This is a genomic window from Vibrio sp. 99K-1, assembly GCF_013114585.1.
Classification (GTDB): Bacteria; Pseudomonadota; Gammaproteobacteria; order Enterobacterales; family Vibrionaceae; genus Vibrio; species Vibrio chagasii_B.
Map to the genome: position 1 here is coordinate 80,819 of NZ_VTXF01000002.1, position 16,852 is coordinate 97,670.

Annotated in this window: 9 protein-coding genes; 6 read left to right on the top strand and 3 right to left on the bottom strand. The window is 44.7% G+C overall.

The window, feature by feature from the left end:
• Positions 1-48 precede the first annotated feature (48 nt).
• Positions 49-1,314, bottom strand: coding sequence for an MFS transporter (locus F0228_RS02330; protein WP_105058755.1), 1,266 nt, complete (start codon positions 1,312-1,314; stop codon positions 49-51).
• Positions 1,315-1,405: 91 nt separating this feature from the next.
• On the opposite strand from F0228_RS02330, the gene F0228_RS02335 reads away from it, so the two are divergent.
• The 4 genes from F0228_RS02335 (at position 1,406) to F0228_RS02350 (ending at position 6,822) form a co-directional block, all read left to right on the top strand.
• On the top strand, positions 1,406-3,142 hold the full coding sequence (locus tag F0228_RS02335) for an SgrR family transcriptional regulator (RefSeq protein WP_061032991.1): 1,737 nt from the start codon (positions 1,406-1,408) through the stop codon (positions 3,140-3,142).
• A 233-nt stretch (positions 3,143-3,375) separates the two neighbouring features.
• On the top strand, positions 3,376-4,293 hold the full coding sequence (locus F0228_RS02340) for a DMT family transporter (protein WP_171761840.1): 918 nt from the start codon (positions 3,376-3,378) through the stop codon (positions 4,291-4,293).
• Between the two features lie 239 nt (positions 4,294-4,532).
• Positions 4,533-5,375 carry a helix-turn-helix domain-containing protein gene (locus F0228_RS02345; protein WP_171761841.1) on the top strand — a complete coding sequence of 281 codons (843 nt, stop codon included), beginning with the start codon at positions 4,533-4,535 and terminating at the stop codon, positions 5,373-5,375.
• Positions 5,376-5,475: 100 nt separating this feature from the next.
• The gene (locus F0228_RS02350) at positions 5,476-6,822 is read left to right on the top strand and encodes an MATE family efflux transporter (protein ID WP_171761842.1); all 1,347 of its coding nucleotides are present in this window, start codon (positions 5,476-5,478) and stop codon (positions 6,820-6,822) included.
• Positions 6,823-6,902: 80 nt separating this feature from the next.
• Here F0228_RS02350 and F0228_RS02355 read toward each other — a convergent pair whose 3' ends face one another.
• Entirely contained in the window at positions 6,903-8,084 is a 1,182-nt protein-coding gene (locus F0228_RS02355; protein ID WP_061032988.1) for an MFS transporter, read from the bottom strand.
• A 328-nt stretch (positions 8,085-8,412) separates the two neighbouring features.
• Here F0228_RS02355 and F0228_RS02360 point away from each other — a divergent pair, with 328 nt between their 5' ends.
• A complete protein-coding gene (locus tag F0228_RS02360; RefSeq protein WP_081090342.1) occupies positions 8,413-9,627 on the top strand; it encodes a multidrug effflux MFS transporter in 1,215 nt (404 codons plus the stop codon).
• A 55-nt stretch (positions 9,628-9,682) separates the two neighbouring features.
• Here F0228_RS02360 and F0228_RS02365 read toward each other — a convergent pair whose 3' ends face one another.
• The gene (locus tag F0228_RS02365; protein WP_171761883.1) at positions 9,683-11,686 is read right to left on the bottom strand and encodes a hypothetical protein; all 2,004 of its coding nucleotides are present in this window, start codon (positions 11,684-11,686) and stop codon (positions 9,683-9,685) included.
• A gap of 265 nt (positions 11,687-11,951) precedes the next feature.
• Between F0228_RS02365 and F0228_RS02370 the strand changes: the two genes are divergently transcribed.
• Entirely contained in the window at positions 11,952-16,784 is a 4,833-nt protein-coding gene (locus F0228_RS02370; RefSeq protein ID WP_171761884.1) for a DUF1566 domain-containing protein, read from the top strand.
• Positions 16,785-16,852: the final 68 nt, after the last annotated feature.

Genomic DNA, 16,852 nt, shown 5'->3' on the forward strand with positions numbered 1-16,852 from the left:
TTAATACGATAACTTTGCTGCTAGTAACGGTTTACCCAGAATGAGGCGTTAAGGAATCTTGCGAACCTTGGTCATCATCAACCCAAGGGCAGCCAACACTTGAGCCACGAAACAGCTGACAAAGAGTACCGGCAAACCAAACATTGTCACCAAGTATCCAGAAGCAGCCAGACCAAATGGCATCAAGAGTTTAAACAAAGACCCTGTAATTCCAGCAACACGACCAAGGTGCTTTTCCTCGAATGCTTCTTGACGATAGCTCCAAATACAAATGCTGCTATAGACGCCAATCGCACTCACCCATAAGAACGACATCATCAATACGCCTTTTTCAATGACAACCATGTGCGCTGAAGTCATACCTTGCAGTAAATAGCTTTGACTCAGCAATGCAGGGAACAAGAATCCAAACGCCTCTAATACAATAGACAAAATAAGTAGCACGCCAAGCCCAATGCGCTTTCGAACCTTATCCGCGGTAAAAGAACCTAATAAACCACCGACACCGGACGCCGCGATCAAGTAACCCACCTCGATATGACTGAGCGCTAATTCAGCTTTGGCAAAATAGATGGCTTGAATCCAGAAAATTGCACCCGTGGTATTGATCACCATCACGACCAAGGTGATGTGCCACATGTTTTTGTTCGCATATAAGATCAACCAACCCTCTTTAAGCGCGCTCAGCACCGACTGTTGAACCACGGGGGCTGATGGCTTGAATTCCAGTTTATTGAGCTGCCAAAATGCTAGCACATACATCCCCGCAATAAGCAAAAACACGTTATGTAACGCAGACAATAAAAGCAGCCCCCCAGACAAAACCGGGCCAACAGTTTCTAACAAACTGTACAAAGAACTCATTCTCGCGGTGGCGGTATTTTGCATGTGCTGAGGTAAAACATTTTTCATCATCCCAATACGCGCATTGTGGTAACCATAGTTAAACGCCATCATCAGGAATGCGCACGGAAACAGTGCGTACAAAGGGTTCGGCAACCATCTCACTGCAATATAAGAGACGACCAATACTGCTGCTTGCCCGATCAACATGCATTGTGACCACTGCTTTTTATTAAACCTATCAACCCAAACACCGATGAACAGAGCTAATAGTAGGTTGGGTAAAAACTCGACTGCTCTCATCCAACCCATCATCTCTGAAGACTCTGTCAACTCGTAAACCAACAAGGGCAAAGCAAGGTCATAAATCTTGGTACCAAAGGCAACAAAGAACGCTGTTGAGAACAAAACAATAAAGCTTGAGCTTTTCCAAATAGAGGGGGATACCTCTGCACCTTTTATACTTTCCATTTCTCATTCCTTTTAAAAACAATCGAATAACTCTATTATCGAGATTAAAAGATGAAGAAAAATAGAAAGATCAAACAAGGATTTCACCTTTATGCATTACTGGAAGGCTCTAGCATTTTTACGTTCTCGGGTACTCGTTAACCAACCGACCTCACTCTCTTTAACTGAAATAACGAATGCGCTAGGTTGTACCAAACGTAACGCTCAATTGGTGATCAAAAAGCTAGTCAGCGAAGGTTGGGTTGACTGGAAGTCGGGAGTTGGCAGAGGCAACCTACCCACACTCACGCTATTAAAAAGCTTGGACAGTGAGCTTGAGGTACGAATAGATGAATTGCTCTCTGAGAATAAAGTTGACCAAGCATTGGATCTGGTTGATGAATCACAACGGGATCAGTTTCTACTGGGTTATATCAGCCGCTATCAAAGCTTGCCTACTGAACTAGATATTCTGCAAATCCCTTTTTATCGAGGGACACACAGTCTGGACCCGATTGAAGTCACACGACGCACTGAAGCTCACATCACTAGCTACCTTTTTAGTAACTTACTACGTTTCAACAAGTCAACTCACTCGTTTGATGGTGATCTTGCCATTGATTGGTATCAAACAGAGCACCGTTGGCACTTCACGTTACGCAAAGGCTTAGTCTTTCATGACGGTTCACCGATTCTAGCGCAAGACGTCAAAGCACACTTTCAACGTCTGATAGGCAGCAGTCACCACAATAGTCAGCAATTTAAATGCATCTCCGCTATTACTGTTATCGATCCGCTCCACCTCTGTTTCGATATCAATGCCAACACAGGCTACCTTCCATCACTGCTATCGTGCTCCGCCGCAGGTGTTGCCAAAAAAGTAGGAGATAAAATCATTGGTAGCGGCAGCTTTAAATTAGTGGAACAGTCCGAATGGCTAACCAGACTCGAGGTTTTCAGCTCCTACCATGGGCACCGACCTTGGGTAGACGGTATCGAAATTTGGAATGTTGGTGATAAAGCCAAAGACTATGAAATGCACTGCGATATTGTTCACTCACACCCACATTACCAACACTCATCCATCTCAAACGAGCTTGCCGAGATAGAACAGTGGGAAAAGGGGTGCGAGTACGCTTTAATAAACCCACATCGACACACTTGGCTATCAAACCCACAACACCTTAAATCACTGAGTGAATTACTACGTTTGTTAGGGATCGCGAAAGACATACCTCTGGACACCGTCGGCTACGCCGAGGGGATGCTATCGACGTCCAATCAATCAACACAGCCAAAGATAGAAACGGCAAATAACCAAAGCCCATTACAAATGGCTCGACAATTCGCTGACCAGCATAGCAAGCCTAAACAACCGCTAAAGATCCTAACCTATCAGCTTTTTGACCACATAAAAATGGCTCGCCACTATTGTGATCGGTTAAATGAACTTGGTTTTATCTGCGAATATCAAGTGCTCGAGTTCCCTGAATTTTGTCAGCCAGATAACCTAAAAGATGCAGACATATTAATTAGCGGCGAAGTGTTTTCAGATAACCTCGATAGCAGTTGGATGGGGTGGCTACAAAGTTCTATCGCATTAGAAGTGTGCCTCACTGATGAGCAAAAACAGTGGCGAGATGAAAGCCTTGAACGCCTTTGGAAAATCACCGATTACCAGCAACGACAACCTGTCTTCCTAGACATAGAAGCGCAATTGATCGCATTCGGAATCTATCGACCAATTTTCCACGTTAAACAGCAGCTCAATTATGCCAAAACCGTGAACCCAGTGGAGCAGTTGGCGAACGGTTGGATTGATTTTAACCAAATCACTATGCGCCGCTAAATTGGTTAACTCTCAACCAAAACTAAACCTCACAAAGAATAATGACTTTATGAAAATATTAATTATTGAAAATATTTACTTCTTTATGGTTACATTAGAGATTTAATTTCTACATTTCATTTCAATTAGAGACAAAAAGACAATTTTTTTCTCCGACGACCTCCTTATACTGTGCCACGTCATTAAGGCGCTACAAGCCTATGATTTAAAATAATTATTAATGAGTAGTCACCATGAATTCGAAGTCGCTAACTATCTTGCTTTTTGTCTCTGTTTGCTTAATTTGGGGAACCACTTGGTTCGCTATGGAAGTAGCATTGCATTCTATCCCACCTATTTTTGCTACTGCGTTGCGCTTTTTACTTGCAGCACCTCTGCTTGCGGTATTGGCGAAAGTCTTCAACCAACCACTGCTGTTCCCTAAAGGTAAGCGCCAATGGCTGCTTATTGTTGCGCTGATGTATTTCGCGATTCCGTTTACGTTGATGATCTATGGTGAGCAATACATCTCTTCTGGTCTAGCGTCGATCATCTTCGCCAACATGCCCGTCGCTGTGATGCTGATGTCGGGTTTGTTCCTTGGGCTGCGCTTAGCAAGGCATCAAATATTCGGCCTAGTTACCGCGGTTATCAGCCTGTGTTTAATTCTTGGCAACGAAATGCAAATGGGCGGTGATGACTACTTTATCGGTACGGTTTGCCTAGGTCTTGCGGTTGCGATTCACGCGGTAATGTACGTGTTAGTTCAAAAACACTGTAAAGGTATCGAGGTGCTGACTTACAACGCTGTACCAAGTTTCATTGCTGCGATTTTCTTGTTTGCAGTATCGGCAGTAGGTGAGAACGTGAACGTAGAATCTTTCACTTGGGATTCTATCTCAGCGGTCGTGTACCTCGGTTTTGTAGCGAGTGTCGGCGGTATTGTGGCTTACTTCAAACTAGGTCAGGTTTCGACACCGTTCCAAGCATCCATTTGTTTCCTTATCTTCCCAGTGGTTGCGCTGCTGATCTCTTGCTACATCAATGGTGAAGTGCTATCGGAACAGTCTCTGCTTATGATGATCCCTCTGCTTTGTGGCATCTTGCTAACTAAAGCACCAAAGAGCATCTTCAAGCTACGTTCAACGCTTAAAACGGCAAGCAGTAACTAAGCAGCTAAATACTAAGATAAACCGCATTCAAACTGCCCCAGAAGCTCACCATATGCTCCTGGGGTTTTGTTTAGCCCCAACACGCCTTCACAATTTACTGCCCCTTTACAGCCAACCCCTTCTCATATTGAACCGCTTACCAAGCGAATGACTTAAACATCGCAATCAACTACATTAGACTCAGCCATTATTGCCAGCTCTGGTTAATACCCTTAGTTATCTCTCCACAAAGGAATGTCATGAGTAATCCCATCAAACACATGCGTCTTATCAAAGGTCAACCTTGTAGGGTTGAGGAACTGACGAATAACGACGATGCGTTCTTAGAACCGCACAGACATGAATACTGGGAGTTAGTATGGTGCGTGGATAACCATGGCAGTCAGAGCATTGATTTCGTTGACTACGATAATAAGATCGGCCGTATTTTCACCATTGCACCGGGCCAAGTACACCGCTCGGAGCTAGTCGGAGAAAGTGCTCGTTTACTGGTATTTACTCCTGGCTTTGTTAAAACCAATCACCGCAACACTCAGCTGGTCGATACTGTTTTTGCCATGCACCAAAGCCGCCCTCCCTATTTGGATTGCAGTGAAGAAGGCAACCGCTACCTGTTGCCTATTTTCGACATGCTGAAAGAAGAATGTGCACGAGAAGAAAGCGACTGGGACTTAGCAGAATCACTCATGAATAGCTTTTTGCGCTACATCCTGCGCTTTGCTAGCCAATCCTCATTGAAAGGTGAAGTACGCGATAGCCGAGTGAACAAGGTGGTTGATTTAATTGAGCAGCACTACGCCACCCATAAACATTGTGATTTTTATGCGCAAGCTCTGTCGATAACCAACAAACGCATTAACGAGATCGTCAAAGCTGAAAAAGGTAAAACCGTCACTCAATTGATCCACGATCGGATCATTTTAGAAGCGAATCGAGAACTGATCTTCTCAGCCAAGACCATCAAGACCATCGCTTTTGAACTCGGCTTCGAAGACCCGGCCTATTTCAGCCGTTTTTATCGCGGACAGATGAAAGAGTCACCAGCACAGTTTCGAGCTCGATGTGCAGATAGTGCAATATAATACGCAGATAATCCCTTTTTTAGCCTCCATTAAGTTCCGATAATGCTCCCTCTTTATTTCATCCGTTTTGGTACATCCAAATTGTTGGGAGCTTGTTCGAATGGCCATCAACCTAAAAACCGATCCAATATCTAAGTCTTTTTATCAATACCTATGGCCAGCGCTAACCGGCATGGTGATCAAGTCCCTTTTCATAATGGGAGACGCTTGGTTCGTTGGGCATGGTGTCGGTCCTGATGGCTTGGGCGCTATCGCTCTCACCATCCCTGCTTTCTCAATATTCACTGCAATTGCCATGATGGTTGGTATTGGTGGTGCGGCGCTGATGTCTATTGAAGTGGGCAAAGGCAACGTAACCTCTGGGCAAACTCTGTTTAATCAATCGATGTTGATCACCGCTCTATTTAGCACGGTGACCGTCAGCATTGCCCTGTATTGGCTCGATGAGATTATTGCGCTGATGGGGGCTTCTGGATACATGGCTGAGCTCACTCACGACTACCTATCGGTAATGCTGCAGTTCTTCGTGCTCTACTCGTTAGCTTGGGTTATGTCGTGTTTTGTGCGCAACGATACCAACCCAAAACTGGCGACTTACGCCATGTCGATTGGTGCTGTGGTCAACCTCGTATTAGATTACTTCTTTGTCCTAAAATGGGGCTGGGGCATGAAAGGGGCCGCCTACGGCACAGCCATCGCACAGGGTGTCATCGCGTGTATTTTATTGAGTCACTTTGTACGCAAACAAGGCACCTTAACGCTGAGTTTAAAAGGCATTGGTTTTGATAAACTGCCAAGTATCCTGAAGATTGGCACTCCAACTTTCTTCATTGAAGTCACAGCCGCGATGACGATCTTGCTGTTCAACTATGTACTGTTGGATCAGTTTGGTGAGAACCACATAATCGCTTATGGTTTAACAGCCAACATCGGGGTCTTTGCTCTATTTGTGATGGTCGGTATTGCTCAAGCTTGTCAGCCTATCATTAGCTTCAATCATGGTGCGAACCAGCCAAATCGCATCGAAGAAATCTTCCGCTTAGGATTAAAAAGTGCGGTCGGCAGTGGCCTAGTATTTATGGGGATTGTGTATCTGTTCGCACCTCAAATCGCAGCGCTTTATCTGGGAGCTTCAAGTGATTTAATTGGGCTATCCGCGACCGCACTCACTTTCTTTTTCTTTGGTGTGCCGCTGATGGGAATCAACTTGGTGATTGCCAACCTGTTTCAAGCGACAGCCAAACCTAAACAGGCAACACTAATATCTCTTGCTCGCGGTTTTGTGTTCGTAGCTTTGGGTATCATCATTCTGCCAAAGCTGTTCCCAGAACAAGGGATTTGGGCAAGTATTCTGTTCGCAGAAACTCTCACGGCAATCGTCAGCTTTAGCATGTTACGCAGTTATAAGAAGCGCTTTGCTGACTCCTTAGAGCAACAAATCGTTTAGACGAGCGAACAGCAGAAACTAAAAAGCTCCAATATCGCTATTGGAGCTTTTTATTTATCTCGCGTTAGGTGACCGTGACATTAACGCCAGCTAAACATTCGTACTTCGTTGCCCTCTTCTGGCTTCTTCGGAATATTCAAAGACAGCGCCAAAGAAACCGCCGCCATTGCTGCACCAATGTAGAACACAGTCGCAGGCGAAGAGAGCCAAATCACACCGAATACAACAGGAATAACAACTGCCGCAATATGATTGATAGTGAAAGACACACCCGCAGTGGAAGCCATATCAGCAGGGTCGGCAATTTTCTGGAAGTAGGTTTTGATTGCTAGAGCGAGAGCAAAGAATAGATGATCGATCACGTACAATGCTGCCGCCCATTCTGCACTTTGTACCAAGCCGTAACCGACAAACACACCAATCAAACCCACATACTCGAAGATAAGCGCTTTACGCTCACCCACTACACCAATGAACTTACCGATACGCTTAGCAAACAAGAAGTTAAACAGGTAATTAATTAAGAACAGTAGAGTAACGTCTGCCGCCGAGTAACCGAACTTCTCTACCATCAAAAAGCCTGCAAATACCGTGAATATCTGTCTTCTGGCACCACTCATAAATGTCAGCGCGTAGTAAAGCCAGTAACGCTTTCTCAGCACCAACTTCTTATTTTGCTGGGTCTTCGTTTGAAATTCAGGGAAGCCAAAAGTCATCACCAGTACCAGAACAAAACCTATGCCGCCAGTAATGCCATATACCCAAACGAAATCGAGCTTTAACTGCTCCAACATCACCCAGATAGAGCCGTAAGTAAGCAGAGATGCTAACGCACCAACCGAGATCATTTTACCTAGCATCTCTGGCGCTTCTTCTTTACTCAGCCATTGTAGGGATAAAGATTGCTTGAGGGTTTCAAAATAATGAAAGCCCGTCGACATCAAAATGGTGGTAAACAAAAGGCCAGTAAGTGAAGGGAACAAGCCAGTAATCGCCGTCCCGATAGTGAGCATAGCCAGCGATACCAACATGAAGCGCTGCTCGCGGATGAAAGCCAGCACAAACACCACAGTAAAAGCTAAAAAGCCCGGAATTTCACGAACACTTTGTAGTAAGCCGATATCGGCACCGTCAAAGTTCGCTTTCTCTATCACAAAGTTGTTCAACAGAGCCATCCAGCTCGAAAACGCGATAGGTACAACAATCGAAATCAATAATAAAAAGTTTTGCGGCGTTTTCCAGCTCGCCTTCGATGCACTCATAGCAGCCAAATCCTAAATAGTAATCCAGTATCATACTCCGGTTTTATGCCGAGTAACAAATGATTAACTTATTAGGATAAAAGCAACATTACATGACTTTCATCGTTTGCATAGGGGAGCGTGAAAACAGCAATCGACACCTTGAAATGATGAAACATTATGTTACATTTACATCCTACTTGATCACAACCAAGTGACGGGAATGACAACCCTGCGTAACACTCCTCTCTACTACGCGTATCCCAATATCAAAATTTCATTCTAAGCCTACCTGCACTTGCAGCGTCTGCGCTTCTGACTTTTATAATAATAACTCATTGGATTAACTATGTTTCCCATCTCTCATGAGGGGAAGTGGTTTCGATTTTTAATGGTATTCATATTCCTTGGTGCTGCCATGGAGACGGATATCTATCTACCCACATTTCCCGATATATTGAAGGACTTCAACACTGACGCGGTTATGGTGCAGCGCATTCTGAGCTATAACTTTATCGGCATCTGTATTGGTTCCTTACTCTATGGACCACTATCGGATCATTTTGGTCGCCGAAAGATACTAATGTTTGGTTTTAGTGTCTTCCTTGCTGCAAGTATCGGCTGCATTTTTGCTTCAAGTATCGAGCAATTATTAGCGTTTCGACTGCTCCAAGGCTTCGGTAGTTCAGCGTGCGTAATCGTTGGTACCGCAATGATCTTTGATCTGTTCGATGAAGAACCCGCCGCCAAACTGATTGCCGACCTCAACACTTTAGTGGTCAGCTTGATGGCTTTTGCACCTCTTATTGGCGGCTGGATAAGCCTCCATATGGGGTATAAAGCAAACTTTGTCTTTATCGCCATTTTAGTACTGCTGTCTGCGACCAAATGCTTCTTCTTCTTACCTGAATCTTTGAGTAGAGATAAACGGAAAAAGGTCGCGCCAAAGCGAATAGCAAGCGACTACAAAACCGTATTGTCTTCGTCTGCCTTTTGGTACAACACGCTAGTGACGAGCTTAATTCTTGCCGCCTATATGATTTATGTTTCCAACATGTCGTTATTGTATATAGAGCAATTAGACGTCAGCCCCGATCGCTTCCCGTTTTTCCAAATGGCAACACTGGGCACATTCGTCTTGGTGAGTCTGAATAACGCACGCTTAATCGACAGGTTTGGTATCGATAAGTTAAAAAGTACTGGGCTTGGCTTAATATTTACCACCACGCTCATCTTTTTCTTACTACCGTCTGAGCAACTCAACTCACCATTCATCCTAACAGGGACGATGTGCTTATTTTCAATAGGTGCAGGGTTATCGATTGGATTGTTCTTTGCTAAATCGATGCAAGTTTTTCCAGATCTAACAGGAATCGCAGCATCACTGGTGACGGCTATTCGCCTATTTATTGTTTCTGCAGCGATTGATTTAGGCAGTAATGCGTACGAAGGGACATCGGAGTCAGTCATACATGTGATGACCGCCGTCGTTATCTTTTTAGCGGCTATCTCCTCGCTCAATTACTGGCGTCAAAGCCGATTGAAACAGGCTGAGAATATGTAGTAAGTATCTGAGTAAAGAAGGGAGTTAGCCTCCCTTCTTTATTGATTGAATGCCTTTAAAGGGCTTTATAAAAGGTTAACCACTCGCCTCGTTCCAAGCCGCTAACGTTCACTCCAGTGATGCCACTCGAGGTTGTTGCGTTAGAAGGAGAGAATGAAAGGTTAACATTTTTGAATTTATCAGAAATGCTACTTTCTGTTCCTGTTTGAGAAAGAATGTAGCCCAAGTTAGTAGAGTTCCAGCTTGAGTTTCCACTGTCTTCCCATTTTTTTAGGAGCTCTTTTGTTACCAGTTGGCTGCCAACTTTAAGAGCTGGACCACTAATATTTCGGAATTGATAGTAATCTACTCCTGAAGAAGTCAGCGCAATCACTTTTTCAGCCAATACATACAAAGAGTTGATTGCCGAACTGCTCAACACCTCTTTCACTACCAAGGTTCTATTTGTGTTATCAACGATATAGAGAATGTTCGCTGTAGCAACCGCACTTATTTTGCCATCCTTCGATGTTGCTATCTTACTGATGGTGGAATCGACATCCAACTCCCCAAGTACCGTTTGCTGAATCGAGTTTGAAACCCATTCAAGCTTGTTACTGTCTAGCCCCAACAAAATTTGCTGGTTCGCTACAATATTGGCTGCTTTCAGGTTCAACTTATCAATCGTCATCTTGGTGGATAAGTTAGTTGTGTTAATAACCTCAGCCGCTAAATTGGCGCTCGAAAAATAATTCTTATAAACAATCAAAGCTTCACTTTGGTCGTAAGATGGCATGATCTGAGGCGAAGAGGACTTGAGTGCGTGGCGCCAATTATTCATCGCTAACTTGTCAGCACTTAGTAACCTAACCTCTTGCTGCGAGTAAATCGAACTACCAGTATTTTTAACTGCCAATAACGAGCCGCTTTGCAGCAGTGGAATCACTTTTGTAAAGTTATCGTTGATACATGATTGACTAGAATCAGGAGTTTCAGCAGGTTTAGGTTTCGGCGTAGGAATTGGCGGCAGCGTTCCTCCGCTTCGGCTACTGTAGGTATCAATCTTAAACGCCTTTGCACCACTATTATTATTGGTACTCGTTAGACTCGATAAGAATATGCCGTTGGCACCTTTATTATTACAAATATCACTCTCCGTCGGTGAGGCGTAAGACGTAGGCTTATAAACTTTATAGGCTTGGCTACCATTCAATGTAGGTACTAACTGAATGATTTCATTAGACTCTACCGGTATCTCTACGCCACCAGTTCCGCCTCCATGGTGGTCATCATCGTCGTCATCGTCATCGTCATCATGATCGTCGTAATCGTCGTCATGAGAACGAATACTAATCAAGCCAGAATTAGCTTGGGACGCCAAACCATTATCAAGAGTCACTGGCTTATTACGTGAAGAGCTATCGATTTGCATCACGACATCATTCGCCGTTAGAAACACTATCTGACTACTCGCTGGATTCAGAGCGATAGATTTGGCACCAGAGAATTCTGGCACCGATTGTGACCCGCGAACAACCAGAGCATCCTCTATTTGCAAGTGCCTTGAAGCAGTGCCAGCGACATCGACATCTGATAGGTCTAGCGTTTTATGCTCGATCATGAGGTCGAGAGCATGGGCAATATTTGTGTATGCAGCTTGCTTTCCGTCAGTTTGTGCTTTTTTCAGCGATTTTAGCAACACATTAGACTTATCTTTAGGTCCATACGTTGTGTCTAATGAGGCAAAATTCACACCGACATGATCACCTAATTTACTTTGAAGCGATGCTTTAGCCTTTTCTATATCGTTGCTAATCGTTGGATTAAACATCATCTCGCTATGAATCAAAGTAGTGAAAGGCGTCACCAGCTCCATACCAGGAGAAGCGGTTAAAATTGCACCATCATATTGCCTCTGTTGTGCATACCCGGAAACGTCTGTAATGAGTTTTTCTTGCTCACTGCATACACCATTCAGATCTGCATCAGCACATACTAATGAACTTTGAAAAGCATGGCCTGAAGTGGTCGCTCCAACTGGATTCTCTCCATCAGAACTCCCCCCACACCCTGCGACCATTAGGGCACTAGATATAGCTAGTGACAATTTGCATACTAAAAATTTATTGCGCATTTTTTCGACCGATTCACCTAATTTATTGTTGTATGAGTAGTATTTTATTTTGCTATTAAATCACTTAACCAAATAAAAGATCAAATGATATTGATAACTACTATCATTTAAATTAATATTCTCAGCCTTTCTAGCGGGTAATTTATAAATCTTTGGAGTTCAAGTGGTAAGGAATCCATACAAATTGGCGGGTATTTCACTCGTTTCTACAATGCTTGTTGCTTGTGGTGGTGCAGACTCAGATCCCAAGCTTAGCCAGTCACAAACTCAGCCAAAATCCTCGAATATTTCAGGTATAGCGTTAGATGGTTATTTGCACAAAGCCAAGGTCTGTTTAGACAAAAATGGCAATGCGATGTGTGATTCTGCCGATGGAGACATTGCGACAACGGACGCCAAAGGACAATTCCAACTTGATGTCGACGATGATCTGGCTCAATACAAAGTGCTGGTTGAAGCCGTAGCAGGCATAACCGTAGATATGGACTCCCCCAACCAAGCAATTGAGTCTGGGTTTACCTTAGAAGTACCAAGCAACAACTCGGACGTCGTAAGCCCGGTTACCTCACTGATTGCCAGTGTGTCAAAGACCAGCGGTATCAGTTTCGATGATGCAACTGAGCTTGTTGCTAACGACCTAGGGATCGACAAAAGCCTAGCATTGGGTGATTACTCTTCTTCAAATTCAGCAAAAAGCCGTGAAGTGCATATGTTTGCGCGCGGTGTGACTCGCGTACTGCAAGAAGCCCAAAAAGCTTCGGTAGACGCAGGTGTCGACCAAGTTAACGCCCGTAAAGGTGCAATGTATAAACTTGCTGATCTTGATTTGGTCGAGTTCAAAGCCAAAACAGATCGACTTTCACATGGTGCGTCTGGGACAGACAGTGCTCTAGAGCAACTCGGCAAGGAGTACCGAGAGCAGCTCAAAGTCTCGCAAGAAGATATCGACGGCAGTGAAATCGTGGTTAAGCCACCAGCGCCCAAGCACGGTAAAGTCAATGATGCATCAGATACTTTCAACTGGCAGTTTGTGCGTGGATTCAACCAAAACACAGATTACGAATATTCCTTAGATTCCGGTAGCACCTGGTCGACTGTCATTCGCAAACCGATCGTGGTTGGAGAACAGGCATTCGATAAAGGCGCTATTCAGGTTCGAGTCGCAGCCTCTAGTGCACGTAATACCCCGGCAGGTAAACCGCTTCTTTCAAACAAAGCATTTACGCTTACGACAGTCCCAGCAGCACCCGCTTGGGTCACCGTGGACAATGCGGGCAACGAATTCGATTGGGCGCTGGTCGATTCTTTTAATGAATTATCTCTTTACGAGTACTCTCTAGATAACGGTGCTAACTGGGTAAAAGCAACCGAAAAACCTCAACGCATTCAAGACTTAGATATTCCAGTTGGGCATCTAAAAGTACGTATCGCGAAGGACGACTCCCTAGGTCACCCGACCGGCTTAAGTGCTATGTCAGACAAACCGATGACAGTAACCCCGGCGCAACCAGTAAAACCTGTACTGGACTTTGCAAACGACAGCACTAATCAGATCAACTGGCTTTGGGTCTCTGGGTATGATGCGCCATCTTTCTACGAGATTAATCTAGGTAACGGTTGGAATACTGTCACTGAACTTCCCTATGTGGTTGGCAACGTTTCACTTCCGGCTAACAGCATCTCTATCCGTGTAAAATCCAATGTGCAAGATGCTCGCCCCGCAGGCAATCCACTAGTGATTGGTACGGCTTTCACTCGCTCAGAAAACCAGCCTGTTGCGCCAACCCTGCCGATTATTGATGATGCTGAAAACACGTTTGCGTGGACAGAAGTTACAGAGTTTGCAGGCAAAGACTTCTACGAATACTCACTAGACAGAGGTCTTACATTTAGCCCGGTAACTAGCAACCCACAAGCAATCCCAGATGAGACGTTTGCTAAGGGACAAGTCTGTGTGAGAGTGAAAGCAGGAACAGACCCTCAACATGATCCTGGTGAAACGCTATGCTCAGATAAGCCATATTCGGTGACACCTGACAAGCCATCGGCACCAACATCTCCAATCACTCACGATGGGTTAGACACATTTGATTGGGCATTCGTAACAGGCTTCTCAGAAGCTGCGGATTACGAGATCAATGTACTCAACACGGGTTGGGCAACGGTTACTCAGAAACCTTATCAATTAAACGATCAAGCTTACGCTATTGACTCAATTCAAGTGCGAGTCAAACGAGATCCAATTACCGGTCGTCCTAGTGGATCAGAGCTGACAAATGATGCTGCGTTTACCGTTCGTCCATCAGCACCCACTGCTCCAACGGGCCTAGTGGTGAACGATACAGACAACACGCTAGATTGGACATACTTTGGCGAATTCACACAACCAGAGCATTTCGAAATCACGCTCGACTCAGGTTCTACTTGGACTAAAGTCACCGCAAAACCGGTTGTGATCGGTAACGTCGACAAGAGTATCGGTGAGGTTCAATTGCGCGTCGCTCAAAACCCGACGAATGGCATGCCTCATGGCGTAGCAGCATTAACCGCACAAGCCTTCACCAAAGTGTTTGAGATTCCAGCACCAACATCGCCTGAGATAACCAACACTTTTACAGGCTCAAACCCAATCAAGACCAATGGTTTTGAATGGGACTACTTAACGGCTAACGTTGATGGTCAATCTGTTCGCTTTGATGAAGCCGAATACTATGAATTCACCAACGACAAAGGCCTGACCTGGCACCCTGCGGTTTCAAATCCACAGTTCATTGGCCCTGAAGCATATGACAAGGCTAATGTCGGTATCCGACTAAAAGCACATGCGAAAGAAGGTGTCGCAAACTCAACCAGCGACACGCTTTGGGCAACAGCAGCAAGCAGTCGCTTTACCGCCCTAAAATTCGTACCAATGAAAACCCGTTCACAAGCTGCTGATTTTGGTTACGGTGGATCATGGAATACGTACTCGCTCAATTGTATTGCTGAATACGATGATAAAGGGCAAGGGGAGCCGACGTTTTGGGCGGAGCGATTCTCTTCAGAAACCGATACCGCCTTCGATAAAGTCGCTCGACTGATTGCTTGTGATATCACTGGTTGGACGCTTCCAGATACTAGTGAAGTGATCACGTTATCGCAGAGAGATCCTGCAACACTGCCATCAAATCTAAGAAGTGGTTACTTGGTATCGAATCAGTCAGTGAATGTGCTAGCGGATAAAAATGGCGTCGCTGTCACTATCAACAAAGGCCAAGAATCTGTTGAGCAGTATTACTCCAAATACGCATACGCTAAATGGCAATTGCCATCAGGTGCAGAGTTACTCACTGGTGTAGATAGCGCTACGACTGAAATAGCCGCCTTTCTGAGTACACAAGATACGAAGATTAACGCTACGGAGCTTTATTTAGAAACCTGGCTAACCGCCAACCAATCTAAGAGCAAAGGTTACGCTGCATTAGAAACGGAAGCTAAAGCTAAAGTAGCAGAACTGCAGGCTTTGACCCAACCATGGTCAGATGATCTTAAGAATACGAAGCTAAAGCTAAAAGCTCTTGAATTTCAAGCATCTGTTGCTCAAAGCCGAACTGATGCTGAAAGCCTTGAATTCATTAACAAGGTCAAAGCGTATAAGGAGCAAGTCGCTAAATTAGAGCAAAACACCGTTGTACTAAGCGCATTAGTCTCTGGTTCTGAATTTGCTCAAAAGTTGGCGTTCATGCAGCAAAAGTCCGTAACTCTATCAAGCTCAACCAACGCACTAAGCTCAGCGTCATTGGCTAAGGATATTCACCAGGCAAGTTTAGACCTGTACAAGGCTATCTCAGACCTCGAGCATCAATATGGAATGGTTAATTCGTTCGTAAGCGAGCTGAATACATCAACACAAACGCTAGGCTCGGAGTTTGCCACCCTAAGTACATTGTTCCAGAAGTTTGTCACTGAGATGAACACGACGGCCACAATCCACAACCTAGTACAATCAAAAGTGCTAGCAAAAGATGGACTGAAACTAGCAAAAGACAATGGCTTTAGCGTTTCTCAAGCAGATGCGACCGTAAGCAGCCGCTTCGCTAAATTGGACGAATTAGGCAACTACCTACCAAAAAGCACTACCTACCAACAAGGCTGGCGTTGTGTTGAGGACACTAACATCACTGGCAAACGCCGAGTTTGGACACTGCTCAAAGACGGTCGACCAAAAGGTGCTGACGATCTTGCTTATGACGCTTCGGCCTCTGGTGTAGCGAGTGTATTAGGCAGTAACGGCCTGCTAGAAAGCACTAATGATGTGAACTTATGTGGCTTCAATGATTGGAAAGTACCAGCGCTGTCTCAGCTACTTTCACTACAAACTAAAGCAATCTCTAGCTCAAACTCGACCATCACAATCGATACCGATGCATTCCCTCATCACCGAGGGCTGGATCCTGAGTATGACAAATCTAGCTATTACGGTGGCGTGATTTTTTACTACTGGTCGAATCAAACAAAGGGCACCAAACAATACATCACAAACTACAGCTCTGAGCGCAACTACCAAGATGTCCGTCGTTCGGAAGTTGGTGGTACTGAAGATGCAGTCATCTTAGGACGTCTGGTTAGAGAAAAAGCGACAACATACCAGTACCTAGATATGCAAGGGCACGTAGTAGCCGATCGCCAAAATGCAATTTGCGCACAAGACACGGACAGTAAGCTCGTTTGGCAACTGTTTACCAACGGAGACAGCAGTCGTTTCAAGAAATACGTAGAGGTAACACCTTTAATTTCAACACGAAATACACAAAAGGTGTGTGGCAAAGCGAGCTGGCGCTACCCATCGAAAGCAGAGCTGTATGGATTACTTCCTATCAATACGGATGTCTTTGAGTTTAACGAAGTCACTGGTGGAGGTTATTCCAACCATAGCTCCTATATCACCAGCGATCCCGCTCCTTATGGTCGTGTCCTCGGTTTGAATATGACAACCATGGATGAGAGCCAAGTTGGTACTCAAAGTTACGACGGCCGCTACCTATACCGACTTGTTGCCAAATAAGCACTAAAACCTCTTTTTAATTACTACAACAGCCTCTGCTGAGGCTGTTTTCATCTAGGAAACAAGAA

Excerpts from the sequence above, each read along its gene's own strand:
- F0228_RS02330 (WP_105058755.1), bottom strand. The coding sequence starts at position 1,314 with ATGGAAAGTATAAAAGGTGCAGAGGTATCCCCCTCTATTTGGAAAAGC.
- F0228_RS02335 (WP_061032991.1), top strand. The coding sequence starts at position 1,406 with ATGCATTACTGGAAGGCTCTAGCATTTTTACGTTCTCGGGTACTCGTT.
- F0228_RS02340 (WP_171761840.1), top strand. The coding sequence starts at position 3,376 with ATGAATTCGAAGTCGCTAACTATCTTGCTTTTTGTCTCTGTTTGCTTA.
- F0228_RS02345 (WP_171761841.1), top strand. The coding sequence starts at position 4,533 with ATGAGTAATCCCATCAAACACATGCGTCTTATCAAAGGTCAACCTTGT.
- F0228_RS02350 (WP_171761842.1), top strand. The coding sequence starts at position 5,476 with ATGGCCATCAACCTAAAAACCGATCCAATATCTAAGTCTTTTTATCAA.
- F0228_RS02355 (WP_061032988.1), bottom strand. The coding sequence starts at position 8,084 with ATGAGTGCATCGAAGGCGAGCTGGAAAACGCCGCAAAACTTTTTATTA.
- F0228_RS02360 (WP_081090342.1), top strand. The coding sequence starts at position 8,413 with ATGTTTCCCATCTCTCATGAGGGGAAGTGGTTTCGATTTTTAATGGTA.
- F0228_RS02365 (WP_171761883.1), bottom strand. The coding sequence starts at position 11,686 with ATGGTCGCAGGGTGTGGGGGGAGTTCTGATGGAGAGAATCCAGTTGGA.
- F0228_RS02370 (WP_171761884.1), top strand. The coding sequence starts at position 11,952 with ATGCTTGTTGCTTGTGGTGGTGCAGACTCAGATCCCAAGCTTAGCCAG.